This window comes from Streptomyces sp. CB01635 (assembly GCF_002803065.1).
In the GTDB taxonomy this organism is placed as follows: domain Bacteria; phylum Actinomycetota; class Actinomycetes; order Streptomycetales; family Streptomycetaceae; genus Streptomyces.
This window is the reverse complement of sequence record NZ_NNBL01000001.1, coordinates 250,696-276,781: the sequence shown is the minus strand read 5'-3', so window position 1 is coordinate 276,781 and position 26,086 is coordinate 250,696. Positions and strand designations below refer to the sequence as shown.

Sequence of the window (26,086 nt, the reverse complement as noted above, 5' to 3'; positions counted from 1 at the left end):
TTCAGGCGGACGGCATGACGCCGAGGAGGATTCCGGCGGTGAGGACGACGTACGCCATCAGCGTCACCGAGCCGGTGGCGAGGATCGTGGGGCCCTTGGGCTGGCGGACGAGCTGGTAGGCGATGAGGCCGGGGACGATGAAGCCCAGGGTCTGGTTCGCGTACATCAGCGGGAACTCGAGGGAGAGGACGATCATCACGGTGGCCTGGAGCGTCACTCCGAGCAGCACGACGGCGGCGAACAGGCGCTTGCCGTAGAGGATCACGTAGCGCTGCATCAGGAGGGTGCCCACATAGGTGAGGACGGTGACGCCGACGACCATGGCCGCGCGCTGGAGGTCTTCGACGAGCGTCAGCGCGATCCAGCCCGGGGTGATCATTCCGCCCGGCGAGAGGTTCGTCGTGAGGTAGCAGACCAGGGAGAACAGCAGCCCGATCGCGATGCCGATCGCGGCGATCTCGGGGGTGAGGACGGTGGGGATCAACGTGGTTCTCCTGGGCTGCTGTGCCACTGCTGCGGGTCTTCGGCGGGAGGTGCGGGCGGGATGCGCGGTTCGAACGGGCCACGGGGGACGGTCTGTTCGGCCGGCTGGACGGGCTGGTGCTGCGTGACCGCGGGCCAGGCCTCGCGGAGCGGCTGCGGATCCTGGTACCCGGGATGCGGGTGGTCCGCGTCGCGCTGCACGGGGATGTGCAGCGGGGGCGTGTAGCGCGTCTCGTACGCCTCGGGGTACTGCTGGTACGGGTCGATGCGGGGCGCGTACAGCTGCACCGTCTCGATGTGTTCCGGCACGGCCGGTGCGTCCTGCCAGGAGGACTCGGCGGGCTCGAAGCGGTCCGCCGGGTCGTCGGACTCGTCCGCGGGGAGTTCGGCGAGGTGCTCCAGGAGGTGCTCGCCCTGGCCGTGGATGTTGCCGATGGCGACGAGCGAGGAGTCGGGGCCGAGGCTGCCGAGCAGCTTGCCCATGAACTCCTCGGCCTCACGCCGGTCGCCGCCGAGGTCCACGGCCCGGTCCCGGTAGGCGGCCGGGATCGCGTCGATGGCGGACTTGGCCGGGTGGCCGATGACGAAGACCTGGTCCGGATCGAGCTCGGGGATGATCTCGCCCATCTGGCCGTTGCGTTCGACGCGGTCCGGGCGGCAGTTGATGACGACGTTCAGCGGGCGGTGGATGGCACCGAGGTCGAGGAGCTGGTTGATGTTCATCAGCGTCGACTCGGGGTCGTTGGCCGCGAAGACGTTCGCGAAACGGAGCTTCTTGTTGTCGTGCGTGAGATAGCGCTCGACGGAGAGGACTCCGGGGTCCGGCGGGGCGTCGTACATGCCCTGGAGCGCGGTGTCCCGGTCGACGCCCACCAGCTCGGCGACGGTCAGCGCGATCGCCACGTTCTCCTTGAAGGTGAACCAGCTGAACCCGCGCAGCTCCTCGTCGCTGACCGTCTCGGGGTCGGCGTAGATCAGCTTGCAGTCCCTGGCGTCCGCCTCCTCCTGGAGGATGTGGAAGCGCTCCTGCTCGGCGGTCACGCAGATGCCTCCCTCCGGCATGGAGCGGCACAGCGAGCGCGCCACGTCGTCGAGGGTGGGGCCCATCTCGGCGAGGTGGTCCTCACGGACGTTGCACAGGACGCCGATGGTGGAGCGGATCAGCTTGGACTGGTTGATCTCCTGGAGCGCCGGCATGACGGCCATGCACTCGATGACGAGCGCGTCCGGGTTGTAGGCGGCGGCGCGGCGCACGATGCCGATCTGCTCGACGACGTTGGCGATACCGAACTTGCGGTAGACCGGTTCCTCGGTGGCGTCGGGGTGGATGAAGCGGGCCGCCGTGCCGGTCGTCTTGGCGACCGTGGTCAGGTCGCCGCCGCGCAGGGCGCCCGCGCACAGGCGCGTGATGGACGACTTGCCGCGAATGCCGTTGACGAGGACGCGGGTCGGTATGTGTTCGAGGTTGGCGAAGTGCCGCCGCTGTTCGACGATTCCGGCGATCAGCAGGACGGCTCCGCACACCACGAGCACGGTGTAGAGGAAGAGCACGGGGTTCTAGTTCCTTCCGGCTCCGGCGGGCGTGCGGGCACCGCCGTCGCGTTTGCGCTGCTGGCTCTGGACCTGCTGCCTGATCAGCTCCAGGCTGCGGGCGACGGCGCCGACCTCGTCGTGGTGGCGTGGGAACAGGACGGTCTTGCGGTCACCGTCCGCGAGCGACTCGGCCTGCCGGGCCAGGTCGCGCAGGGGCCGTACGACGACGATGTGCAGCCAGCCCAGGCAGGCGGCCGCCGCGGTGATCCCGAGCAGACCGGCCAGGACCGTGCGGTTCTGGAGGCTGTACTCGGGGATGGCGAGGCTCGATGCGGGCTGCCAGCTGACGACGGTCCAGCCGAGCGACTTGGCCGCGCCGCCGCCGACGAAGGGGGCGGCCGCGGCGATCTGGATGTCGCCGCCGTCACGGAACAGGACCCCGCTGGGGCGCGGGCTCATGCCGACCTTCTGGTTGGTGCCGTCGGCGAGCTCGTCGAGGCGGTTGCCGGGCAGCTTGTGGAAGGCGAGATAGCCGGTGTTGCCGCCGATGACGCGCCGCTCGGCGTCGACGACCCGGACGTCGCCGAGCCCGGGGCGCTTGAGCAGTGAGTTGAGGAAGTCGATACGGAACTCGCCGACCACGGCGGCACCCTGGCGGCCGGGCAGTTCGGCGGTGCCCACGATGACCGGCTTCTTGCCCTGGTCGTCCAGGACGCGGATGGGCTGCGCCGAGGGACCTTCGCCCTTCTCGTTGTGCGGGCCGTGCCCGGACCTGGCGAGGACGTTGCCCTGGGCGTCGAGTACATAGAGGGACTCGTAGCGCTCGTGTTCGTTCATGGTGGCTTCGAGCACCTCGGTCATCTGCGAGGGCTTGGTGCGGTCGCCGATGAGGGAGGCGACCGACATCAGGTCGGCGTGCCCCTCGTTGAGCGCGCGGCGCACCCGGTCGGACAGGGTGTCGGTGCGTTCGCGCTGGTCGTTGACCATCTGCTGGGGTACGACGACGGTGTCGCCGGCGCGGTTGAGCATGAGCAGCAGGGGGCCCGACCAGACGAGCAGCAGGACCCCGGCGACCGCGAGGAGCGAGCGGGCGCCGAAGCGGCGGCGGGCAGGCGCAGCGGGCTGCGGGAGTTCGCCGAGCAGCTGGCGGCGCAGGCGCTCCAGGGCCGCGCCGATCCTGGCGGCCTCGCCGCGCCGGGGCACGGCGACGGGCCGGGCGAGGTCGCCGCGGGTGATGCGGCGGCTCTCCAGGAACAGCCTGATCAGTGGCCGTTGCACGGTGCCGAGCAGCAGCGTGACGGTGAGGCCGCCGATGAGCAGCAGGGCGGCCGCGGCCGCCAGGCCGAACATCGGGCTGGCGGTGACCGCCGGGTCCTCGGCGACCTTGACCATGGCGACGACGGTCAGGCCGAGGCCGGTGGCGACCGTGGGCTCGCCGGGCTGCGGCGATGCGAGCGCGGCGTAGCCGGCGACGGACCGCTCGCCCATGTAGCGGTCGCCGCTGAGGCTGCCGCTGACGCCGAGGAAGCCGCCGGAGCCGGGCTCCTTGGACTTGATGGGGTGCTGTTCCGCCTTGCCGGCGGCGCTCTTCGCGAAGGCCTTCAGCTGCCGGTTGGACTCTTTGACCTCGGCGCGCTGAAGGTCGGTGAGCACCTGCTCGGGCTCGGGGATGCCGTCGCTGCTGAGGATCGTGCCGGCCTGGTCGATGACGGCGATGGAGCGGAACTCGCCGAGGCTGATGCCGGGGAACTTCAGACTGTTGGAGGCGACGAGCAGCTGCTGCGGCTGACCCTTCCAGTTCAGGAGCGCGAAGGTGAGCAGGCGCGTCTCGCCGTTCTGGAGGCGCACCATGCGCGGGGCGAGGCCGTTGTCGTCGGAGAGCTTGGCGCGGTCGATCGCGGTCAGCGGCACGTTCTCGCCGCGAGCGGCGAGGAGTTTGCCGGACTTGATCTCGACGACGGCGGTGCCCATCCACTTCTGGTAGACGTTGCCGATCTTGTCGAGGACGGCGTCGGCCGACACCGGATCGCCGGCGCTGAACAGCGCGGCCGTCCTGGTGAGGTCGGTGACGCCCTCGTCGACGGAGGCGCGCAGGCCGATGGCCCCGTCCTCGGCGAAGTGCTGCTGCGAGGTGCGGACGGCTTCCGGTACGCGGTCGTGACCGACGCGGCCGAGGGTGAGGGCGGTGATGCCCGCGAGGGCGAGGAGCAGAACCGACAGCACTGCGATGGGCGGACGTATGCCGCCCAGCAGGGACATGTCGGCCCGTCGGCGGACCTTGTGCCGCCGCTTCTGGCGCGAAGCGGCCAACGGAGGGCTCCTCTCTGGAACGTGGGGGCGCGTCCGGACACGCGAAAGTCGCTCCGCGGCCGTGGGGGTTGCGCGCACCGGAACGCACAGGAGTGCGATCCGGAAACATCTGACCCACATCGAAGTCAAAGGGTTGTACTGGTGAGGAAAAAGGTGACAAGCGTCGCTTTGCCGAGGTCCTACTCGGGCAGCGGCTCCAGCGGGGCGAGTCCGTCCTTGGCCGCGCCGCGGTTGAGCATCGTGCCCTCCGTGCGCTCGAAGGCCAGGCGGTAGCGGGCGCGCTGCTGCTCGCTCAGCTTCGTGTCACCGTCACCCCGGCCGTCCCGCAGGGCCGCCGCGATGTCCACGAGCCGGTGGTTCTCGACCGCACCCTTGGGGAGATTGCCCGACTCGTCCGGGTCCGGCGGGATCTGCGTGAACGTCGGCACGTACTTCGCCTGTACGTCCCACTTCCCGGCCCTCTTGGTGAATTCGAACCAGCCGATGACGCCCTCCTCGGTGAGGCCGGTCGGCACGTCGTGGCGGGCGATCTGGTTGCCGAGCCCGTAGGCGATCCAGGTGCCGTCGACCTTCTCCATGGGCTGCACCACGTGCGCGTGGTGGCCGATGATCAGGTCGATGCCGGTCTCGCGCGCCAGCTTGCGGCCCAGCTGGAGCTGGGAGCGGCTGGGGTTCGGCTGGTTCTCGCGGCCCCAGTGGATGCTGAGGATCACCACGTCGGCGCCCGCGGCGCGGGCCCGCTTCTCGGCCGCGGCGATGTTCCTGAAGTCGATCTGGTTGACCAGCCAGGGCTTGTCCGCCGGAATCTCGTTGCCGTTGAACCCGAAGGCGTACGAGAGCTGGGCGACCTTGACGCCCTTGACTTCCATGATGAGCGGCTTGGCCGCCTCGGCGGCGCTGCGTGCCGACCCGGTGTGCTTCAGGCCCGCCCGGTCGAGGACGTTCAGCGTGTTCTGCACACCGGCGACGCCATGGTCGAGGGTGTGGTTGGAGGCGCTGGAGCAGGTGTCGTAACCGACGTGCTTGATGGTGGTGGCGATCTGCGGCGGCACCAGGAACGCGGGGTAGCTCTCGAAGGGGCCCTCGGGCTTGCCGGCGACCGGTTCGAAGTGGCAGATGGCCAGGTCGGCCTTGCTGATGACGGGCTTGACCCCGGCCAGCATCGGGTCGAAGTCGAGGCCCTTCTCGCCCCGGCCGGTCACCTTGGCGTCCTTGCGCGCCTGTTCGGTGAGCTGCGGGTGGATGAGGATGTCTCCGGCCGCCGCGACGGTGAACGAGGGGCCGTCCGCGGCCGCCTTGCCGTCGTCCGAGCCGAAGGGGCCGCAGGCCGCGGTTCCCGCGAGCAGCGCGGACAGGGCTATGCCGGACCACGACCGGCGGGAGGGGCGTCTATTCACCGGGCTATCTTTATACAAGCATGAGGACGAACAGGACGAAGACGGTAACGATTGCAACAATGCTGCTGATCGCAGCGGTCGTTGCGACCGCGCTCGTGGCCGGGATCACGCACCGGAAAGAGCCGGCGGCCAGCCGCGCTCCCGGCGCAGGGACCGGCGGCCGGACGGGCGTCGACCTGCTGACCCGGGTCACGGACTACACCGCGCGCTTCACCCCCTCAACCGGCTACCGGTCCCCGACACGCAATGAGCGGCACACGGCCGCGAGCGGTCTCCGGCTGCTGCTCGCCGGCCAGGCGGACCAGGCAAGGGAGCGCCTGTCCGAAATCGACCTCTCGCTCGACAACGTCACGGACAGCTCCACCGGGCGGCGGTACGCGGAGATCGCCGACCGCACCGAGCAGGGCCGCGCGCCTCGCGGCTGGGGGCGCGTGTACGTGGAGACCGGCTCCCCCGCACGCTGGTCCGTGCAGGTCCCGCACCCGGTCGCCGACCGCAACACCGAGCGGCTCGCGGTGGGCGTCCTGCGCGGCGGCCAGGGCGGCGTCCTCGTAATTGCTGGTGCACATCGCAAAGCCGGCACGGGTGACGCGGCGGACGTCGCGCACCGCAGGGACAGCGTTTTCGACGCGTTCTGCGACGAGCTCGCGGAGCGCGGACTCCCCGGACTCCAGATCCATGGCTTCGCCGACGACTCGGCGCCCGGCCGCGACGTGATCGCGTCGACGGGGCGGGGCCGGGAGGGCCGCGCGGATGGCCGGCTGCTCGCCGACGAACTGCGTGCGCGCGACTTCGACGTGTGCCGTGCCTGGGTACGCTCCTGTCCGCTCGAGGGGCACACCAATGTGCAGGGCGCGAAGGCGGCCGCCGAGCATGTGCCGTTCCTGCACGTCGAGTTCGCCAACGCGCTGCGTACGGACGCCCCTCGTACGGGGCGCGCCGTGGAGGCGATGCGGCGGGTCACCGCCGCGTGGGAGAAGGGCGGGACCTCATGACCATGCTCCTGATCGTCGACGGCGCCAATGTCGTCGGTTCGGTCCCCGACGGCTGGTGGCGCGACCGACGGGGCGCGGCCGAACGCCTGCGGGACAGCCTGGTGACGTACGCCGAGCGCGAGGGCGTCGACATCGTGCTCGTCGTGGAGGGCGCGGCACGCGGCGTGGAGTCGGTACCCGGTGTACGGGTCGAGTCGGCGACAGGGAGCGGGGACGACCACATCGTGGAGCTGGTCGCCGCCGCCGGAAGGCCGTGCACCGTGGTGACCGCCGACCGTGAACTGCGCCGCCGCGTGGGTGAGTCGGGCGCGACGTGTGCGGGGCCGCGGACGGTGCGGCCCGCGTGAGGCACGCGGGCCGCAACACGCCTTACCGGTCCGACGCCGCGAGCTCCGCGATCGCGGCCGTCGCGCGGGCGCAGTTGTCGCGGTCCTCGAAGGCGAAGAACGCCCGCGCCCTGCGGTCGTACTCCGGCTCGCGCGCACACCCGTTGCCGAGGTAGCGGATCACTTCGGTCACCACCTCGTCGACGTTGCCGCACACGGGCCCGAATCCGTCGTGCTCCGCCTCGAAGTAGCCCTTCCTGGCGTGCTTCGCCCAGTACTCGTCCGGGTCGAACCGGGCGTAGACGAGCGGTGTGCCGAGGTAGGCCATGTCGAAGTGGACCGAGGACCAGTCCGTGATGAACAGGTCGCACTGGCGCAGGGCCGTCTGCACGCTGACCTTCGTCTGGTCCAGGCGCTGCACCCGGGGGTGGTCCGGCACGACTCCGTCGATCATGTTCCGCATCTCGTAGTGCGGCAGGAAGTCGAGTGTGTAGTCGTAGTACTCCAGCGCCTCCATGAGCTTCGGGTCGCGCAGGAGCCGTACGACGAAGTCCCGGTAGGCCGACTCGCGGAAGATCTCGTTGACGGCGTCCTGGTCGGCACCCTCCTGCTGGAGATAGGAGGGGATCGTCAGGTACTTGCGCCAGGTGGGCATCAGGAGGATGCGGCGGCCGCCGCGGTCCGGCTGGAGCGCGTCGAAGCGCGGGAAGCCGAGCGCCTTGGCCTGTTCGCCGTAGTGCATGTGCTCGGAGAAGTACTGGGCTTCCCGGTCGCTGGTGGCGAACACCAGGTCCACACCGGTCCGGTTGCGGTGCAGGGCCTTGCTGCCGTCCTCGTCGGTGACCCCGTGCTGGAGGAAGACCCGCTTGGCGCCCACGCGCCAGTTGAGGTGCTTGAGGTACTGCCCGCGGTCCCAGCCGTCGGGGAGCATGTACGAGTCGATGTCATAGGCGTTGATCAGCAGCGACGCGTGCAGCATCAGCAGCTTGTGCTTCCACGAGCTGTGGGCCACCACGTTCCCCAGGCGCTTCAGCTTGGCCCGGTCCGCGCTGTCCTTGTCGATGATGTAGTACGCCTTGCGGCGGCGCTCGTGCGTGCGCAGGTATCTGAACAGGTGCAGGCTGTTGTCCTGCGCGGTGTCCTTGCGCTCGGCGATCAGCCAGATCTCCTTGCGGCGGAAGAACCTGAGCGTGGCGCGCCGGATGGCGCGGGCCCGCCAGAAGGGCGCCTTGCGCTTCTTCTGGTCCTCGTCCATGCCCTGGAGGAACTCCTCCCAGTCCTTGTCAGCTCCCCTTCCCTTGCCCTGCACCTCCCGGACGAGCAGAACGGCGTTGTCCTTGCCCTTCGACATCGGCAGGACCCAGCGGCCCCCGACGTTCATGCCTCGGGCGCTGCGCAGCATCGCGGTGGTGGTCATGCACGTGCGTGAGACGTCGCGGCCGGAGGTGCAGAACACCAGCTTCAGCGGGAACTCGCCGTCCTTGATGGCCCGTACGGGGACCACCGCCTCGAATCCGCCCCATTCGAGATCGTCACGGGTCGCCTTGAGGTCGCTGCGCCACACCTGCCGCGCGGTCACCATCTGGCCGCTCGTCTCCGGCCACAGCTGCATGGGGTTGCGCATGGGCCGGTTCATCGGCAGTCCGTTGAGCACGAAGCGGCCGGCCACGACGATCCCGTCGGACTCGGGGTCCTCCTGGACACGTTCCACGTGCACGCTGGTGGAGGAGACCTTGGTCAGCGGGAGCAGCGCGCTCGGGACCGAGAGATCGAGGTAGAGGTCACCCGCCCGCCCGTACACACCGGTGATCGCGTGCTCCGGCCGCGCGAAGAGCTCGAACCAGTTCATGTACATCGCGAGGAACGGAACGCGGTGGCGGGTGTCATGGGTGGACGCCATGACCGCGTCGGGCGTGAGCTGTGTGTAGACGGCGCGGGCCCGGGTGAAGAGCTGGAAAAGCTCCTGCTCGTCCATGGCCTGCGGGGCACGCAGTGCGAAGCCCTGGTAGCTGCGCACCAGGAACCGGTTGAGGACTTCCTGCCGGTGGCCGGAGAGGCGGGGGCGGAGCGTCATCAGGTACTCCTCCAGCAGGAGGTGGTCCCAGTAGTTCGCCTTGCGCTCCCACAGCTTGTCCATCGTGGAGTCCTCGGCGGCGCGCTTGCGGTACTGGTAGACCGTGCTGGGCACCATCGCGATGCGGTCCGCGAGGAGCATGGCGGGAACCGAGAAGAACGCGTCCTCGAAATGCACGCCTTCGCGGAACCGGATGTTGTTCGCGCGGATGAACTCGACGTCGAAAAGCTTGTGGCAGGCGCTTCCGCCGTGAATCATCTCAGGAATGTTCTCGATTCCGGGATGTACTTGAACATTCGTCCCGAAGTAGCGGAGCCAGGGCCAGTTGGTCGGCTCCGGGAACGTCTCCATGCGCCCGATGGTGAGCGGCACGCGCTCCTTCACGGCGGTCCGCCACATGACTTCGAGGGCGTCCTCGGGCAGTACGTCGTCTGAGTCGCAGAACGTGATGTAGCGGGAACTGACCAGGTCCATTCCCGCGTTACGGGCGCCGCCGGCCTTCCCCGTGGGGTGGACGAAAGCCCATACGTTCTGGTGCCGAGCGGCGAATCCCGCGGCGATGGCGGGCGAGCTGTCGCTGCTGCCGTTGTCGACGAGAATCACCTGGCAGCGGTCGAACATCGTCTGGCGCGCCAGCGAGTCCAGGCACTCCTGGAGATATCTCTCCACATTGAAGATGGGGACGACGACGGCGACGTCGTAGACGGGATCGAACACTTATGACTCCTGTTTTCTGCCGAATACCCCATCTCTGGAGCGGATATTGGTCAGGCTTGCGTGGACTCGATGACGAGCCGGGCGTCCGAGCCCTCGGTGGCGATACGTGTGAGGCCGTGGAAGCCGGCCACGGGGGGCTGCTGGACAACGCCCGGCGACACACCGCACGGCCGCGAGACGTTTCTGCCCCGGGTGCACACCACGAGCCGTACGGGGAAGGCGCCGGCCGGGAACTCCCGGGGGTCGAGCGTGACGCTGAAGGCGGCTCCCCCCTGACCTGTCCGGTCGTGGAGCTGCCCGTGGTTCACCGCCGGAAGGGTCTTGCCGCTGCGTTCGAACCAGACCTGCAGTTCGATCTTCTCCAGCAGTTCGTCGGGAATCCCGTTCACGGAGAATCGCCCGTGGACGACCGCGGTCCCGCCGTCACCGGCGGCGATTCCCTCGATGCGGGCCGGCACCGACGTGACCTTCGTGAGAGGCAGCGCCCAGGACGTACCCGGGTAGTCGACGTAAAGGTCCGCCTCACGGCCGTAGACCGGGCCGAGGACGGACGCCGGGCGGTGGAAGAGGTCGAAGTCCCCGAAGTGCAGCGCGAGGTAGGGAAGCCGGTGCCGGGTGTCGTTCGTGCTGCGGACGAACGACTCGGAAGTGATCCCCCAGTAGAGCGCGCGGCACCGCTCGAAGAGCTGCCGGCACTCGGATTCGCTGAGGATGCGCGGGGCCCTCAGCAGGAATCCCTGCATGCTGCGGATGAGGAACCTCTCCAGCGTCTCCTGCTGGTACGGCGTCAGCTGCTCCCGCATCGCCGCGAGGTACTCCAGCATCACCAGCTGGTCGGCGTAGTTCTGCGGGAGGTCCCAGAGGGTGTCCATGACGGACGTGCCGTCCCCGCGCCTGCGGTACTCGTAGACGGGGGCGTCGACCAGCGAGATGCGCTCGGCCAGGAGCAGCGCGGGGATCGAGACGTAGGCGTCCTCGAAGGCGGTGCCGGTACCGAACCGGATCCCCTGGGAGCGCAGCAGGTCGAGATCGAAGATCTTGTTCCAGCAGGACGCCGAGTGGATCAGGTCGGGGATGTCGACGACGCTGTCCACCGTCTTGACGTTCTTGCCGAAGTACTTGTGCCAGGGCGCCTTGACCGGCTTCGGGACATGCTTCTCGCGGCCCACGACGACGGTGGCCCTGGTCTTGATGATGGTGTTCCGCAGCACTTCCAGTGACCGCTCGGGAACGATGTCGTCGGCGTCCCAGAAGACGATGTACGGCGTCGCGGCCATGTCCATACCCATGTTGCGCGCGTCGCCGGCTCTCCCGTGGGGCTGCGCCACCAGGTCGACATTGGGGTACAGACCCGCGAATTCACTCGCGATACCCACCGAGTGATCGGTGCTGCCATTGTCGACGAGTATCACGTGCGCACGCGAGAAAGCCGTCTGTGCCGCCACCGAGGCCAGGAATTCGGAGAAGAAATTCTGGACATCGCGGAACGGCACGACGACGGTCACGTCACGGCTGGCTTGGGACATGCTTCCTCCTGACACGCCACATCAATGGTTCAACCCCCGAATGAGACGTTCGATCGCTTCCGACGCCCTCACGTTGTTCTGCTGGTCGTGGTGCTCGAAGAACTTCTCGACCCTGCGCAGGTATTCAGGTTCTCTTTCGCATCCGCGCTGCACATAGCGGATCACTTCGCCCACCACGCCCTCGACGGTCTCCCCGACGGGTCCGAAGCCGTCACGGTGGGCGTCGAAATACCCTTTTCGGTAATGCCCGTCCCAGTACTCCTCGGCGTCGAACTGCGCGTAGACAAGGGGAGTTCCGAGGTAGGCGACGTCGAAGGCGGTGGATGACCAGTCGGTGATGAAGAGATCGCATCGGCGCATCGCGTCCTGCACGCTGATCTCGTTCTGGTCGATGATGCGGACCCGCTCGTGGTCCGGAGCCATCTCGCCGACCACCGCGCGCATTTCGTAGTGCGGCAGGAAGTCCAGGGTGTAGTCGTAGCGTTCCAGGGCGGCCAGGAGAGCCGGGTCGTTCAGGAAGCGGACCATGAAGTCCCGGTACGTGGAGGCGAGGAACCGGTCCTGCATGGCTCGCTCGGCCTCGCCGCCACCGCCGTCACGGCTGTACGAGGGGACGGTCAGGTAGGCGCGCCACGTCGGCATGAACAGGATGCGGCGCCCGCCGCGGTCGGGAACCAGCGCGTCGAAGCGGGGGAAGCCGGTGACCGCCACCTGCCCCTCGTAGCCGAGTTCGGCCGACAGGAACTCTCCCTCGTGCCGGCTCACCGCGAGGATGAGGTCGACGCCCGTGCGGTTGCGGTGCAGGCCCTTGCTGACGTCCTTGTCCGTCACTCCGTGCTGGAGGAACACCCGGCGGGCGCCCACCCGCCAGTTCAGGTGCTTGAGATAGCGGGTCCGGTCCCAGCCGTCGGGCAGCATGTAGGTGTCGATGTCGTACGCGTTGATCAGTGCGGACGCGTGCAGCATCAGCAGCTTGTGCTTCCAGGAGCTGTGCGCGACGACATGCCCGAGACCCGCCAGGTGCGCACGGTCGGGGCTGCCGGCCCGGATGACGTAGTACGCCCCGCGGCGCTTCCCGGCGGTGCGCTCGTGACGGAAGAGGTGCCGGCCGTTGTCCTGCGCGGTGTCTCCGCGCTCGCCGAACAGCCGGATGTCCCTGCCGAGGAACAGTGGCTTCGTGAGGAGGCGGGCAAGGCGCTGCTTCCAGAACGGCCGCCTGCGCAGCACGTGCTTGGCGTCCTTGGCGAGCAGGCCGCCCCGGATGCGCCTGCCGAGCCCGCGCGAGGAGCCGACGACCATGAGGATCGCCCGGTTGCTCCCCCGCCAGTGCGGCACCACCCTCGTCCCCCGGTGCCGTACGACGCGTGCCCCGCGCAGGAAGCCCGCGGCGACCAGGCACGGGGTGACCGTCTGGCCGCCTTCGGTGTCGAGGACGAATTCGAGATCGTGGACGCCCGGCCGCAGTGCGTCGAGGGGCAGGTCGGCGGTGAAGCCGCCCCACTCCGTGTCGGGCCGGAGGTTCTTCATGTCGCGCCGGCGGACCTGCGTGGCGGGCGCGCTGAGACGGCTCCCCCGCACGCGCAGGCCCAGGCGCCCGGGCAGCGGCCGGACCAGCGGCATGCCGCAGACCTCGAACCGGCCGGAGATGCGCAGCATCCTGGTGCCGGGAAGGCGGCGGACGTGCTCCACATGGGCGGTGAAGGGTGTGGCTTCCACCAGCGGCGCCAGCCCGTCCGGCACCGCGTCGGCGAGGTACGGCCGGCCGTCGCGCACCGAGATCCCGTGCAGCCGGGCCGCCCGGTCGGCGAAGAGGCCGAAGTCCCCGGTGATGAACGCGTAGTAGGCCACCCGGTGGCGCCCGTCGGCCGTGGCCGCGACGACCACGTCGGGAGAGACGTTCCAGTAGACGGCGCGGCACCGCGCGTAGAGCTCCTCCAGCTCCGCCCCCTGGAAGAGTTCGGGCGCCCGTAGCGCGAAACCCTGATAGCTCCGTACGAGGAAGAGATCGAGCACGGCGCGCGACGACGCGGGGACGGCCGATCCCAGTCCGTGCAGGTACTCCACCAGCTGGAGGTGGTCCCAGTAGTTCTGCCGCCGGGTCCAGATGGCGTCCATGGTCGAGTTCCCCGCGGCGCGCTTGCGGTACTTGTAGACGCACGCGTCGACCAGGGCGATGCGGCTGGCGCGGACGAGGGCGGTGACGCCCACGTAGGCGTCCTCGAAGTGGACGCCCTCCGCGAAGCGGATGCGGTGGGTACGCAGATAGGACAGGTCGAAGAGCTTGTTGCAGGCGCTCGCGCTGTGCACCAGTTCCGGCGCCTCCGCAATGCTCGCGAACGTCCGGTCGCCCTTGCCGAAATGGTCCTTCCAGGCCCAGCGGGTCGCCTTGGGGAACGTCTCCATCGCGCCCACGACGACCTGCGCACCGGTGGTGACCGCGGCGTCCAGCAGGCGTTCGAGGGCGGTGGGCGGCAGGACGTCGTCGGAGTCGCAGAACGCGATGCGCGCACCGGTCGCGCGGTCCATCCCGAGGTTGCGCGCCGCTCCGGCGCCGCCCCCGTGGCGTACGAGCACGGTGACGTTGGCATGCCGCAGGGCGAAGTCCGCGCAGAGCCGGTACGAACCGTCGCTGCTGCCGTTGTCGACGAGGATGACCTCGCAGCGCTCGAAGACGGTCTGCGCCGCGATGGAGTCCAGGCATTCGTGGAGGTACTGCTCCACGTTGTAGACCGGCACGACCAGCGTGACGTCATAGGAATTCATGCGCGGCAGGACCCATTCGCAGGCGGTGCGACGGGGAAGGCAGATCTCATCGGTCGGCGGCCTTCACGAGTTCGTCCAGGTCCGCGCTCTGTTCGAGAATGTTCACGTGTTCCGGAACCTCGTACGGGCTGGGCACCGGGAAGTACGCGTCGAGGAAGCTCGCGAGCATTTCCTTCTGCCGCTCCGGATCGGCGGATTCAACTGTGTCGTTGAGGCAGAAGGTGTCCATGTTCCGGTTGGCGAGGAGCGTGTTCAGGCGCCGCTCGGCGAGGTCGGCCGAGAGGTCGATGTACCGGTACTGGATGTCACCCACGGTCGCCCGCGCGGAGTGGTAGGAGAAGTAGTGGTGCAGTGACGAGGCGATCGGGACGTCCCCGGGGGAGCGGAAGCGCGAGTGCTGAGTCGCGGCGTGCTCGTCCGCGAAGGTCTCCTCGATTTCCTGGAGCACGCTCAGGCGCAGGGCGTGCGGGGTGTGCTTCATCTTCTGGGATATGGCGGTGCCGAATTTCTGCGCGATGAGCCAACGGCTGTTCTTCCCGGCCGCGTTGACAGGAAGGTCGGTCGAGGCGATTCCGCCCCCGGGTATCAGGGCGGGCGATGTGAAGAACTTGGTGATGCCGTTCGGGTGGAAGAAATGCGCGGGCGTCACCGGCCGCCCGAAGAACACGTCGTCGTTCAGGTAGAGGAAGCACTCCGAGAGCCCCGTGATGTGGTGCAGCTGGCTCTCGATGGCATGGGAGTTGAACGTGGGCAGTGCGGACGGGTCGGAGAAGATCTCCCGGTGGTCCAGCACCCGGAGGTTCGGGTGCCGCGCGTTGAGCCAGGACGGGACCTGCCCCGCTGTCACGAGGTAGATGTTGCGCACCCAGGGTGCGTTCTGGTGGAGCGACCGCAGCGAATAGCGCAGCTCGTCACGGCTGGTGTACCGCGCGTCGTTCGCCGCCTGCTCGTGCAGTCCGTCCCCGGAGAACCCCTGGCGCACCTGGTCGCGCTGCGCGCGCCAGACGGGGTCCGAGTCGTCGACCCAGGTGTAGACGACGTCGATGGGGAACTGGTGGTCCTCGGGGAGCTGCACGGCGAACTCGGGCAGCGTGCGGGCATCCCCCGTGTGGTACGCGGGAGGGATGGGGCTGAAGAGCCGCTGGGGAGCCGACTTGCGGGGGGCGTCCACCTGGACGGCGTCGATGACGCGGTTGGGGCGCGGGGCCCTCAGCTCCCCGTCGCGCTCGGCCCACACTTCGAGGTCGCATCCGGTGGCCGCGCCGAAGACGAGCTGCTGGGTCGGGTCGCACACGTACCAAGCGACCCGCAGCACCTTGTTCTTGCGCAGGGCCCGCCACGAGCGCTCCTCGTCGCCGGGCTCCATCCGGGCCTCGTCGCCGCCGGCCGGACCGACATAGCCCGGGGCCTGCGCGAAGGCCAGCTGGAGCGCTTCCTCGGCGGCCGGGCGGGACTTGGCGGGGATGGCGACGGCGGGCAGCCCGCCCGTCGTGCCCCGTACGCAGAAGTAGTCGATGCCCGCCGCGTCCAGGACCGAGACGACGATGTTGAGATTACGGGCGCGAGCCGCCCAGTCCGTGGCGCCGGCGACCGTCAGCGCGCGCATGTGGCGGCGACCGACACGGACGACGCGCCGACTGTACGCGGCGCTGTGGCGGGGCGCCCTGCGCTTGCCGCCCATGGCCCAGACGACGGTCGCGGAACGGACGGTGTCCGCCACATTGAGCGAGGACTTGACGGCCTTGCGGACCGGGGTCGGTACACCACGGACGATGCGCTGCCTGGCGCCGACCGGGACCGCGGACCGGTACGCCGAAACCAGCGCTCCGGATTCAGGGTTGTCCGACCCGCCCACGAGGCAACCACCGTCCCCACCTTGCAGCCCCGTCCCCCGGGCTCGTGGCACTTGCGCCACCGCGATGACCCGCACACCGGGCATTCACCGGACTCTCACATGACCTTTACTCAAAGTACAGGTCAAGGCTTCAACTAAGTGTCACGCGGTGAGTGAGGATCATCACTTTCGGCCAGTACAACCTTTTTTAGGTCTAGCTGTGCAGTGGAATTTGGTGTAGAGGCGTTCTCAATTGCCGGGCAGGCGGTCCCAGTCGGACAGGGTGAGCCCGGGCTCCGGGCGCTGCCGGCTCACCAGCACGCTGCCGTCCGTCGCGACCGTCGCCATGACGACCCGCCCCCGCCCGTCCAGCGCCAGAGCGGGAGTGCCGGCACAGGTCACGCCCGTGTCGGTCCACCACAGTCCGGCGGACTCGCCGCCGGTGCCGCAGACGCCGAACACGGCCGTTCCCGTGTGCCCCTGATGGGCCAGGACCGTGCAGTCGTAGCCGTCGACGACGGCGCGAAGCGTGGCGTGCGGCCCTTCTCCCGGGGCCCCTCCCGCGGGGAAAGCCCATTCGCCGGGCCGCTGCGCGTAGACGCCCGTCCCGCTCTGCTCGCTCCAGTACGCGGTGAAGACCCCGGGTCCGGTCTCGAGGAGCGCGGCCGAACCGGGCACCGGGGCAGGCATGAGGTCCTGTGCACGGCGCAGGTCCGCACCGTGATCCATCTGCACCCAGCGCATCACCGACCGGCGTCCCGGCGCGAGGAGTTCGACCAGTCCGGCGGAGGTCGCCGCGGCGACCGGTCCGCCCGCGACCTCACCACCGCGCAGGTCCTGCCACGCCTCCCACGCCCCGCTCTTCGACTCCCGGCGCAGCATGACCCCGCCGGCGCCGCCCGAGACGAAGACATGGACCGTGCCCTGTCCGTCGACAGCGGCGGCCGGCTCACCGAGCGCCGCCGCGTCCCTCGCGTCGCGGTACGGGTTGCCGAGCGAACGCCAGTCCCCCAGCGTCCGGCCCGACTGGTACTGCACTGCATAGAGCAGGTCGACCTTCGCCGCGCCGCCGCTCTGCCGCTTCTCCCGGCGTCCGAGGAAGTGCACGTAGCGGTTCGCACCCTGGGCCACCGCGAGGGCGGTCAGTCCCGCGACGGGGAAGAAGTCCGGCCGGGTCCAGCGGCCGCTGCCGACGGCGGTCTCCGTCCAACGGTTCACGCCGCCGTCGACGAGCGCGTACGCCGCGAGACGGCCGTCGTTGCCCCGCAGCAGCCACGACCCCGTGGCCGCCGCCGTGACGGATGCCGCCCGGGGCCGCTCCTCGACGTCGGCGCCGGATCGGGTCCGCCGGTCCACCGTCTGCGCACCTCTGCCGCGCATGTGTGCCGCCCCCTCCCGCGCCGCCCCCGGCGTTCACAGATCATTCCAGAATTCGACACATCATATGCCTGTACGAACAGGCGTCTCCCTGTTCGGTGAGCACGGCAAAAGTCACAGGTGACAGCCATTCCGACGGGTTCGGGAGGGCACGAGTACGGCCCCGTGCGGTCCCAGCTCCCCTCACCAACCGGGCACTTCGCTCATAAGAGTTTTCGAGTACATGTCTATAGTTCAGCCCAACCAAGCGTCAGCCGCGCGGCACAGACCCGGTTCTCCGGGGTCTGTCTGCTGCCCCTGCCCATCGGGCACTAGTTGCGAGGACACCCCGCGATGAGCCATGACCTGAGCACCGCTGTGCCGCCGTCCCGCCGGAGCTCGCCCGGAAAGCGCAGCCGCAAGGCTCCGAAGAAGCGCCGCACCGGCAGGATCGTGCTCCTGTCCCTGCTCGTCCTCGCGCTCATCGTCGGCGGCACGGGATACTGGCTGTACAGCGATCTCGACGGCAACATCAGCGGAGTCGACCTCGACAAGGCGATCGGCGACAACCGTCCCGAGAAGCTTCCGACCAGCGGCCAGAACGTCCTGGTCCTCGGCTCGGACTCGCGCGCCGGGGACAACGCGGACCTGGGCACCGGCAGGGTCGCGGGGGCCCGCTCCGACACCGCGCTGGTGATGCACATACCGGAGGGCCGCACGCAGGCCACCGCCGTCAGCATCCCCCGGGACACCCTCGTGACCCGCCCCGAGTGCACCAAGTCGGACGGCTCCAAGATCCCCTCGGCGAAGCGCGTGATGTTCAACTCCGTGTACTCGCTTGCCGGTCCGGCCTGTGTGGTCAAGACCGTCGAGGCCATGTCCGGGGTGCGCATGGACCACTTCATGGAGATCGACTTCTCCGGCTTCAAGGGCCTCGTCGACGCGATCGGCGGAGTGACCGTGACCGTCGACAAGCCGATCCACGACAAGTCCAGCGGCCTCGAACTGAGCGCGGGCACCCACAAGTTGAACGGCACCCAGTCGCTGGCATTCGTGCGGACCCGGCACGGCGTCGGCGACGGCAGCGACCTCGGGCGCATAGGCCTTCAGCAGCAGTTCATGATCGCGCTGCTCGGCGAGGTCAAGAAGCAGGACCTGCTGGGCAGCCCGACGAAGACATTCAAGATCGCGGACAGCCTCACCTCGTCGCTGACCACCGACTCCGACCTGGCGTCGCTGAAGTCCCTGGCGGAGTTCAGCCGCAGCATGCAGGGCGTCGACCCGGCCGACATGGAGACGATCATGCTGCCGGTGCGGTACGACACCGCGGACCCCAACCGCGTGGTGGCCGCCGAGCCCCAGGCCACTCAGCTCTGGAAGGCGATCCGCACGGGCGGCGAGATCCCCGAGTCCGCCAAGAAGTCCCCGGCGCAGGGCGGCTGACCGGTCGTCAGGCTGGCCCTCGCGTCGGCGTGTCCCTACTGCCGGCCCGCCTCCTCCGTCCGCCCCAGCCGGCTGTGCGAGCGCCCGTACACGAAGTAGACGATGAAGCCGAGCACCATCCAGGCGCCGAAGCGGAGCCAGGTCTCCGCGGGCAGGTTCAGCATCAGCCACAGGGACGCGAGCACCGACAGGATCGGGATCAGCGGTACCAGGGGGGTGCGGAAGGAGCGGTGCAGGTCGGGGCGGGTACGGCGCAGGATGATGACCCCGAGCGCGACGACGATGAACGCGAAGAGCGTGCCGATGTTCACCAGCTCCGCGAGCTCGCTGAGGCTGGTGAACCCGGCCAGGATCGCGATGATCACGCCGAGCAGGATGGTCGGCCGGTACGGGGTCTTGAACCTCGGGTGGACGACGGAGAAGAAGCGGGGCAGCAGCCCGTCGCGGCTCATCGCGAAGAACACCCGGGTCTGGCCGAGGAGAAGGATCAGGCAGACCGTCGTCAGGCCGACCGCGGCGCCGAAGCTGATGACACCCGCGTACCAGGGGTGCCCGGTCGCCTTGAAGGCGTCCGCGAGCGGGGCGTCGATGGACAGCCGGCTGTACTTCTGCATGCCCGTGACGACGATCGACACCGCCACGTAGAGCGTGGTGCAGATGATCAGCGAGCCGATGATGCCGCGCGGCATGTCCCGCTGCGGGTTCTTCGTCTCCTCGGCGGCGGTGGCGACGACGTCGAAGCCGATGAAGGCGAAGAAGACGACGGAGGCGGCGGTGAAGATGCCCATGACGCCGAAGTCGGTCGGCGCGTAGCCGAACATCAGCTGCACGAGGGGGGACTGGATGCTGGTGCCCGCTTCCTGCGGCTGCGCCTTCGGGATGAAGGGCTTGTAGTTGTCGGCCCTGACGAAGAAGGCCCCCGCGATGATCACGATGAGGACGACGGCCACCTTGATCGCGACGACGACCGTGGTGACGCGGGCGGAGAGCTTCATCCCGATGACGAGGATGGCGGTGAGCACCAGGACCAGGGCGGCAGCGAGGATGTCGAAGCCGAACCCTGTGGCCCCGTCCCGCCCGCTCAGCGACACGGGCAGATGCCAGCCCGCGTTGTCCAGCAGCGAGCGCACATAGCCGGACCAGCCGACGGCGACGACCGCCGTGCCGAGCGCGAACTCGAGCACCAGGTCCCAGCCGATGATCCAGGCCGGCAGTTCGCCGAGCGACGCGTACGAGAAGGTGTAGGCGGACCCGGCGACCGGGACGGTGGAAGCGAACTCCGCGTAGCACAGCGCGGCCAGGCCGCAGACGACGCCGGCCACGATGAACGCCAGCGCCACCGCGGGGCCTGCGTTCTCCTTGGCGACTTTGCCGGTGAGGACGAAGATGCCGGTACCGATGATGACACCGACCCCGAACACGGTGAGGTCCAGAGCGGACAGCGACTTCTTGAGTGCGTGCTCCGGCTCCTCAGTGTCCAAGATCGACTGTTCGACCTTCTTCGTCCTGAAGAGGGTGCTGCTCACGGGCGTACCTCCCACGCATTGTCGTCCTCGACATGATCGAGGGGGCTTTCGCTCCGCATGCCCCGGCGCGGGGGCGTTCACGCGAATGGGCCGGTCCCACCACCCTTGCGTGGTGGTGGGACCGGCCCATGGAGCAGCCTGTGGAGGGTCAGTCGCGCGCGGGTTCCACGGCGTCCGTGGCCGTGGCGCGCTCGAAGCGGCCGTCCAGCTTGGCGACCAGACCGGTGACCTGACGCGCGATGTCGGGGGCCGTGAGGCCGATCTCGGCCATGACCTCCTTGCGCGAGGCGTGGTCGAGGAAGCGCGGCGGGATGCCGAAGTCGCGCAGCGGTACGTCGACGCCCGCGTCGCGCAGGGCCTGCGCGATCGCCGAACCGACGCCTCCCACACGGGAGTTGTCCTCGACGGTGACGACGACGCGGTGCTGCTCGGCGAGCGGCGCGAGCGCCTCGTCGACCGGCTTGACCCAGCGCGGGTCGACGACGGTCGTGGTGATGCCCTGCTTGTCGAGGAGGCCGGCGATCTCCAGGCACATCGGGGCGAGCGCCCCGACGGAGACAAGGAGCACGTCCGGCTTGGCGGCCGACGGCTTGCGCAGCACGTCCATGGCGCCGACCTTGCCGACGGCCGGGACCGCGGGTCCGACGACGCCCTTCGAGTAGCGGACGACGGTCGGCGCGTCGTCGACCTCGACGGCCTCGCGCAGCTGGGCGCGCAACTGCTCGGCGTCGCGCGGGGCGGCCAGGCGCAGGCCGGGGACGACCTGGAGCATGGACATGTCCCACATGCCGTTGTGCGAGGCGCCGTCGTCGCCCGTGACGCCGGCCCGGTCCAGGACGAAGGTGACGCCGCACTTGTGCAGCGCGACGTCCATGAGGACCTGGTCGAAGGCGCGGTTGAGGAACGTCGCGTAGACCGCGAAGACCGGGTGCACCCCGCCGGTGGCGAGGCCCGCGGCCGAGGTGGCGGCGTGCTGCTCGGCGATGCCGACGTCGTAGATGCGGTCGGGGAAGGCGTCGGCGAACTTCTTCAGGCCGACGGGCTGGAGCATCGCGGCGGTGATCGCGACGATGTCCTCGCGGTCGTGGCCGAGCTTGACCATCTCGTCGCCGAAGACGGACGTCCAGCTGGCGGCCGAGGCCTTGATGGGCAGGCCGGTGTCCGGGTGGATCGGGCCGATGCCGTGGAAGCGGTCGGCCTCGTCCTGCTCGGCGGGCTTGTAGCCGCGGCCCTTCTCGGTGAGGCAGTGCACGATGACCGGTCCGCCGAACCGCTTGGCGCGGGCCAGGGCCGACTCCAGGGCCTCGATATCGTGGCCGTCGATGGGGCCGACGTACTTCAGGCCGAGGTCCTCGAACATGCCCTGCGGGGCGATGAAGTCCTTGAGGCCCTTCTTGGCGCCGTGCAGGGTCTCGTAGAGCGGGCGGCCGACGACCGGCGTGCGCTCCAGGAGGTCCTTGCCGCGGGCCAGGAACCGCTCGTAGCCGTCCGTGGTGCGCAGGGTGGCCAGGTGGTTGGCGAGGCCGCCGATGGTGGGGGCGTACGAGCGCTCGTTGTCGTTGACGACGATCACGAGGGGGCGGTCCTTGGCGGCCGCGATGTTGTTCAGGGCCTCCCAGGCCATGCCGCCCGTGAGGGCTCCGTCGCCGATCACGGCGACGACGTGGTCGTCCTTGCCGCGCACCTCGTTCGCCTTGGCGAGGCCGTCGGCCCAGCCGAGGACCGTGGAGGCGTGGGAGTTCTCGATCACGTCGTGGTCGGACTCGGCGCGCGAGGGGTAGCCGGACAGGCCGCCCTTGGTGCGCAGCTTGGCGAAGTCCTGCCGGCCGGTGAGCAGCTTGTGCACGTAGGACTGGTGACCGGTGTCGAAGAGCACCCGGTCCTTCGGCGAGTCGAAGACGCGGTGCAGCGCGATGGTGAGCTCGACGACGCCGAGGTTGGGGCCGAGGTGGCCGCCGGTCTTGGATACCGCGTCGACGAGGAAGGTCCGGATCTCGCCGGCCAGCTGGTCCAGCTGTTCCAGGCTGAGCCGGTCCAGATCGCGCGGTCCCGTGATGCGGGTCAGCAGCGGCACCCGTGCCTCCTTGCGATAGAGCTGTTCGAGCTTTTGCCGGGTCTGTCGAGTCTAATGTTCCGCCTCAGCGCGCGACGCCCGGGCTGTGCGTTGTACGTCACGCGATCGGCCGTACCCAAGGCGTACGCGTGTTCAGGAAATCGGTGCGGACACGCCTGTGCCCGGCGTCTCCATTGACACCGGGCACAAGCCCCGCGCCCAAGGGGCGCGGGGAACCGCGCGACCAGCCACAGCCGGTCCGCAGAGATCACACGTGGCCGAGCGGAGCGCTTACGCGCGGCCCGCCGACTTCTGGGTCTTGCGGGTGACCGAGTCGATGACGACCGTGGCGAGGAGCACGCCGCCGGTGATCATGTACTGGATCGGGGTGGCGATGCCCTGAAGGGCGAGGCCGTACTGGATCGACGTGATCACGAGGACACCGAGCAGGGCGTTCCAGGTGCGGCCCCGGCCGCCGAAGAGGCTGGTGCCGCCGATGACGGCCGCCGCGATGACGTTCATCAGGAGGTCGCCGGAACCGGCGCTCTGGTTGGCCGCCGCGATCTTGGAGGCCCAGAAGAGGCCGCCGACCGCCGCGAACAGACCCGCGACGGCGAAGACCGAGACACGGACCGCCGTGACGTTGATACCGGCGCGGCGCGACGCCTCGACGCTGCCGCCGAGCGCGAAGATCTTGCGGCCGTACGAGGTACGGCGCAGCACGAAGTCGGTGGCGACCAGGACGATCGCGAACAGCAGCACGGCGAGCGGCAGGCCCTTGTACTGGTTGAACATGATCGCCACGGCGAAGGCCGCGATCGCGAGGAGCACCGTGCGCAGCACGAGCTCGCTCAGCGGGCGGGACGGGATCCCGGCGGCCTCACGGCGCCGGTTGCCGAGGAAGGCCGACAGGAAGTAGCCGGCGACCGCGACGACCGCGAGCCCGTAGGCGGCGGCGACATCGGAGAAGTAGTACGTGGTGAGCTTGCCGACCACGCCGTCGCCGTCGATGTTGATCGTGCCGTTGGAGCCCAGGATCTGGAGCATGAAGCCGTTCCAGAACAGCAGGCCCGCCAGGGTCACGGCGAACGCGGGCGCACCGATCCGGGCGAAGAAGAAGCCGTGCAGGGCGCCGATGACGGCACCGGCCGCGAGGGCGGCGAGGACCGCGACCCACTCGTTGACGCCGTGGGTGACGCTCATCACGGCCGTGATCGCCGCGGAGACACCGGAGACGGAGCCGACCGAGAGGTCGATCTCACCGAGCAGCAGCACGAAGATGATGCCGACCGACATCATGCCCGTCGCGACCATGGCGACGAAGATGTTGTTCAGGTTCTCCGCGCCCAGGAACGCCGAGTTGAGGCTCTGGAAGATCGCGCAGATGACGATCAGGCCGATGACGACCGGGGTGGCGCCGAGGTCACCGGCGCGCATCTTGCGCTTGAACTCGCTTATGTAGCCCGCGAATCCCTGCTCACGCACGAGGAGGCGGGGGTCGATGGCGACACTCGCGTCGCCGGCGACCGCCGGCGCGTCCACGGGGGCCTGCGGCTTGTCGGTCTTTTCGATGCTCACTTCTGAGCCTCCGCGTTGCTGCGCGCCGCACGACGGGTCACGGCGTTGTCCGTGGCGCCGGTGATGGCGGAGATGATCTCTTCCTGCGAGGTGGTCTTGACCTCGAAAACGCCGTTGTTGCGGCCGAGCCGCAGGACGGCGACCTTGTCGGCGACGGCCTTCACATCGGCCATGTTGTGGCTGATGAGGATGACCGCGTGGCCGCGCTCGCGCAGCCGCTCGACGAGGTCGAGGACCTGCGCCGTCTGCTCGACGCCGAGGGCGGCCGTCGGCTCGTCGAGGATGACCAGCTTGGGCTCGCCGAGCATGGAGCGGGCGATGGCCACGACCTGGCGCTGACCGCCGGAGAGCGAGGCGATCGGGATGCGCACGCTCGGGATGCGGATGGAGAGCGTCTCGAGGAGCTCCCTGGAGCGGCGCTCCATCTCGACCTCGTCGAGGACACCGCGGCGCTTGAGCTCACGGCCCAGGAAGAGGTTGCCGACGACGTCGATGTTGTCGCACAGCGCGAGGTCCTGGTAGACGGTCGCGATGCCCAGGGCCTGGGCGTCGTGCGGCCGGTTGACCGCGACGGCCTTGCCGTCCCACTCGATGACGCCGTCATCGATGGGGTGCACGCCGGCGATCGTCTTGACCAGGGTGGACTTTCCGGCACCGTTGTCGCCGACCAGGGCGACCACCTCACCGGCGTGGACCTCAAGCTCTACATCGGTGAGCGCCTGGACGGCACCGAATCGCTTGGAGACTCCGCGCAACGCCAGCACGGGCGTAGCGGACACGTGAACCATCTCCTTCGCCGCCAAAGGCCTGACCCGGCGGGAGGTTGAACAGAAAAGACTGAGAGGGGGGTGCGTACGTGCAGGGGGTGCTGTCGTACGTCGTTCCGTCCGGCGCCCCGCCGTTGAGCTTGCGGGGCTGTCGGCGGCGGGGCGCCGGACGTGCTCACACGGGGCGCTCCTTCAAGGTGCGCTCACGTCCCGTGCAGGACAAGGGAGTTGCCGCAGGGCCACTCCGGCCTGGTTACTTCAGGCCGATCTTGTCGCAGGCGGCCTTGTACTTGGGCGTGCAGATCTCGCCGAGGGTGTAGTAACCCTCCTTGATGACCGTGTCGTTGATGTTGTCCTGGGTCAGGGAGACGACCGGGACGATCACCGAGGGGATGCCCTTCTCGGTGCCGCTGTCGACCGTGCTGGTCTCCAGGGAGCTGTCGAGCTTGCCCGTCTTGGCGATCGAGACGGCCATCTTGGCGACAGTCTCGGCCTCCTGCGGGTACGACTTGAAGACGCTCATGTTCTGGTCGCCCGTGACGATGCGCTGCACACCCGCGAGCTCGGCGTCCTGGCCGGTGACCGGCGGGAGCTTGCTCAGGCCCGCGGCCTTCAGAGCGGTGATGATGCCGCCCGCCATGCCGTCGTTGGCGGAGTAGACGCCGGCGATCTTGTCCTTGCCGATCGCGGAGATGGCGCCTTCCATGTTCTGGTTGGCGTTCTCCGGCTTCCACTCCTTGGTGTCGTAGGACTTGGCGACGGTCACCTTGTCCTTGAGCACCGAGAGGGCACCCTTCTTGAAGAAGGCGGCGTTCGGGTCGGTGATCGCGCCGTTCATCATGACGATCTTGCTGCTCTTGGTGGCCTTGGAGCCCATGGCCTTCAGGAGCGCCTCGCCCTGCGTCTTGCCGACCTCCTCGTTGTCGAACGAGGTGTAGGCGGAGATCGGGCCCTCGGCCAGGCGGTCGTACGCGACGACGGGGATGCCCGCGTCCTTGGCCTTCTTCACACCGCCGGCGACGGCCTTGAAGTCGACCGCGTCCAGGATCAGCACGTCGACCTTCTTGGTGATCATCGTGTCGATCTGCTGCGACTGGAGGGTCGCTTCCTGCTTGGCGTTCAGGTACTCGACCTTGCCCTTGCCATTGGTCAGCGTCGAGATCTGCTTCTCAATGATCGGCTTGTCGAACTTCTCGTAGCGCGCGGTCTGGTTCTCCGGCAGCAGCAGGCCGACAGTGATGTTGTCGCCCTTCTTGGGGCTCGCCTTGTCGCTGCCCTTGTCGCCGGACTCCTTGGCGCTGCCGCAAGCGGCGAGAGAGACAGCCATACCAGTGGCACAGAACGCAACGGCGGCGCGACGCATACGCGTGTTCACTTCAGAAACCTCCCTGACGAGGCCGCGACG

Annotated in this window: 17 protein-coding genes; 3 read left to right on the top strand and 14 right to left on the bottom strand. The window is 69.0% G+C overall.

The genetic code is table 11. The annotated features are described in order from the left end of the window. Position 1: 1 nt before the first annotated feature. The 4 genes from CG723_RS01165 to CG723_RS01150 form a co-directional block, all read right to left on the bottom strand. On the bottom strand, positions 2–484 hold the full coding sequence (locus CG723_RS01165; RefSeq protein WP_100591255.1) for a poly-gamma-glutamate biosynthesis protein PgsC/CapC: 483 nt from the start codon (positions 482–484) through the stop codon (positions 2–4). Continuing rightward, positions 481–2,034, bottom strand: coding sequence for a poly-gamma-glutamate synthase PgsB (pgsB, locus tag CG723_RS01160; protein ID WP_100591254.1), 1,554 nt, complete (start codon positions 2,032–2,034; stop codon positions 481–483). Before pgsB ends, CG723_RS01165 begins: the two co-directional genes overlap by 4 nt. A 6-nt stretch (positions 2,035–2,040) precedes the next feature. Continuing rightward, positions 2,041–4,275, bottom strand: a complete 2,235-nt coding sequence (locus tag CG723_RS01155; protein ID WP_100591765.1) for a HAMP domain-containing protein — start codon at positions 4,273–4,275, stop codon at positions 2,041–2,043. A gap of 230 nt (positions 4,276–4,505) precedes the next feature. Further along, on the bottom strand, positions 4,506–5,723 hold the full coding sequence (locus tag CG723_RS01150; RefSeq protein ID WP_100591253.1) for a CapA family protein: 1,218 nt from the start codon (positions 5,721–5,723) through the stop codon (positions 4,506–4,508). Positions 5,724–5,782: 59 nt separating this feature from the next. Between CG723_RS01150 and CG723_RS01145 the strand changes: the two genes are divergently transcribed. Continuing rightward, on the top strand, positions 5,783–6,718 hold the full coding sequence (locus CG723_RS01145; protein WP_100591252.1) for a hypothetical protein: 936 nt from the start codon (positions 5,783–5,785) through the stop codon (positions 6,716–6,718). Continuing rightward, complete coding sequence (locus CG723_RS01140) at positions 6,715–7,065, top strand: NYN domain-containing protein (RefSeq protein WP_100591251.1); 351 nt, start codon at positions 6,715–6,717, stop codon at positions 7,063–7,065. Before CG723_RS01145 ends, CG723_RS01140 begins: the two co-directional genes overlap by 4 nt. A gap of 22 nt (positions 7,066–7,087) precedes the next feature. Here CG723_RS01140 and CG723_RS01135 read toward each other — a convergent pair whose 3' ends face one another. The 5 genes from CG723_RS01135 to CG723_RS01115 form a co-directional block, all read right to left on the bottom strand. Further along, on the bottom strand, positions 7,088–9,835 hold the full coding sequence (locus CG723_RS01135) for a bifunctional glycosyltransferase/CDP-glycerol:glycerophosphate glycerophosphotransferase (protein WP_100591250.1): 2,748 nt from the start codon (positions 9,833–9,835) through the stop codon (positions 7,088–7,090). A 50-nt stretch (positions 9,836–9,885) separates the two neighbouring features. After that, a complete protein-coding gene (locus CG723_RS01130) occupies positions 9,886–11,361 on the bottom strand; it encodes a glycosyltransferase family 2 protein (protein ID WP_100591249.1) in 1,476 nt (491 codons plus the stop codon). A gap of 21 nt (positions 11,362–11,382) precedes the next feature. After that, a complete protein-coding gene (locus tag CG723_RS01125) occupies positions 11,383–14,124 on the bottom strand; it encodes a bifunctional glycosyltransferase/CDP-glycerol:glycerophosphate glycerophosphotransferase (RefSeq protein WP_100591248.1) in 2,742 nt (913 codons plus the stop codon). 46 nt (positions 14,125–14,170) lie between these two features. Next, a complete protein-coding gene (locus tag CG723_RS01120; protein ID WP_234374079.1) occupies positions 14,171–15,979 on the bottom strand; it encodes a stealth family protein in 1,809 nt (602 codons plus the stop codon). 228 nt (positions 15,980–16,207) lie between these two features. Continuing rightward, positions 16,208–17,338, bottom strand: coding sequence for a hypothetical protein (locus CG723_RS01115; protein WP_100591246.1), 1,131 nt, complete (start codon positions 17,336–17,338; stop codon positions 16,208–16,210). A 330-nt stretch (positions 17,339–17,668) separates the two neighbouring features. Between CG723_RS01115 and CG723_RS01110 the strand changes: the two genes are divergently transcribed. Next, a complete protein-coding gene (locus tag CG723_RS01110) occupies positions 17,669–18,757 on the top strand; it encodes an LCP family protein (protein WP_100591245.1) in 1,089 nt (362 codons plus the stop codon). A gap of 35 nt (positions 18,758–18,792) precedes the next feature. On the opposite strand, the gene CG723_RS01105 is transcribed toward CG723_RS01110, so the two are convergent. From CG723_RS01105 to CG723_RS01085, 5 genes are all read right to left on the bottom strand, one after another. After that, positions 18,793–20,283 carry an amino acid permease gene (locus tag CG723_RS01105; RefSeq protein ID WP_100591244.1) on the bottom strand — a complete coding sequence of 497 codons (1,491 nt, stop codon included), beginning with the start codon at positions 20,281–20,283 and terminating at the stop codon, positions 18,793–18,795. A gap of 148 nt (positions 20,284–20,431) precedes the next feature. After that, entirely contained in the window at positions 20,432–22,357 is a 1,926-nt protein-coding gene (gene dxs, locus CG723_RS01100; protein ID WP_100591243.1) for a 1-deoxy-D-xylulose-5-phosphate synthase, read from the bottom strand. A gap of 270 nt (positions 22,358–22,627) precedes the next feature. Next, entirely contained in the window at positions 22,628–23,914 is a 1,287-nt protein-coding gene (locus tag CG723_RS01095; protein WP_100591242.1) for a sugar ABC transporter permease, read from the bottom strand. Continuing rightward, positions 23,911–24,702 (bottom strand): ATP-binding cassette domain-containing protein, encoded by a 792-nt coding sequence (locus CG723_RS01090; RefSeq protein WP_199841620.1) that lies wholly within the window; start codon positions 24,700–24,702, stop codon positions 23,911–23,913. The genes CG723_RS01095 and CG723_RS01090 overlap by 4 nt, the downstream gene beginning before the upstream one ends. 232 nt (positions 24,703–24,934) lie before the next feature. Beyond that, positions 24,935–26,044 carry a sugar ABC transporter substrate-binding protein gene (locus tag CG723_RS01085; RefSeq protein ID WP_199841647.1) on the bottom strand — a complete coding sequence of 370 codons (1,110 nt, stop codon included), beginning with the start codon at positions 26,042–26,044 and terminating at the stop codon, positions 24,935–24,937. Positions 26,045–26,086: the final 42 nt, after the last annotated feature.

Excerpts from the sequence above, each read along its gene's own strand:
- CG723_RS01145 (WP_100591252.1), top strand. The coding sequence starts at position 5,783 with ATGCTGCTGATCGCAGCGGTCGTTGCGACCGCGCTCGTGGCCGGGATC.
- CG723_RS01110 (WP_100591245.1), top strand. The coding sequence starts at position 17,669 with ATGAGCCATGACCTGAGCACCGCTGTGCCGCCGTCCCGCCGGAGCTCG.
- CG723_RS01140 (WP_100591251.1), top strand. The coding sequence starts at position 6,715 with ATGACCATGCTCCTGATCGTCGACGGCGCCAATGTCGTCGGTTCGGTC.
- CG723_RS01115 (WP_100591246.1), bottom strand. The coding sequence starts at position 17,338 with ATGCGCGGCAGAGGTGCGCAGACGGTGGACCGGCGGACCCGATCCGGC.
- CG723_RS01090 (WP_199841620.1), bottom strand. The coding sequence starts at position 24,702 with ATGGTTCACGTGTCCGCTACGCCCGTGCTGGCGTTGCGCGGAGTCTCC.
- CG723_RS01125 (WP_100591248.1), bottom strand. The coding sequence starts at position 14,124 with ATGAATTCCTATGACGTCACGCTGGTCGTGCCGGTCTACAACGTGGAG.
- CG723_RS01155 (WP_100591765.1), bottom strand. The coding sequence starts at position 4,275 with ATGTCCCTGCTGGGCGGCATACGTCCGCCCATCGCAGTGCTGTCGGTT.
- CG723_RS01085 (WP_199841647.1), bottom strand. The coding sequence starts at position 26,044 with ATGCGTCGCGCCGCCGTTGCGTTCTGTGCCACTGGTATGGCTGTCTCT.
- CG723_RS01130 (WP_100591249.1), bottom strand. The coding sequence starts at position 11,361 with ATGTCCCAAGCCAGCCGTGACGTGACCGTCGTCGTGCCGTTCCGCGAT.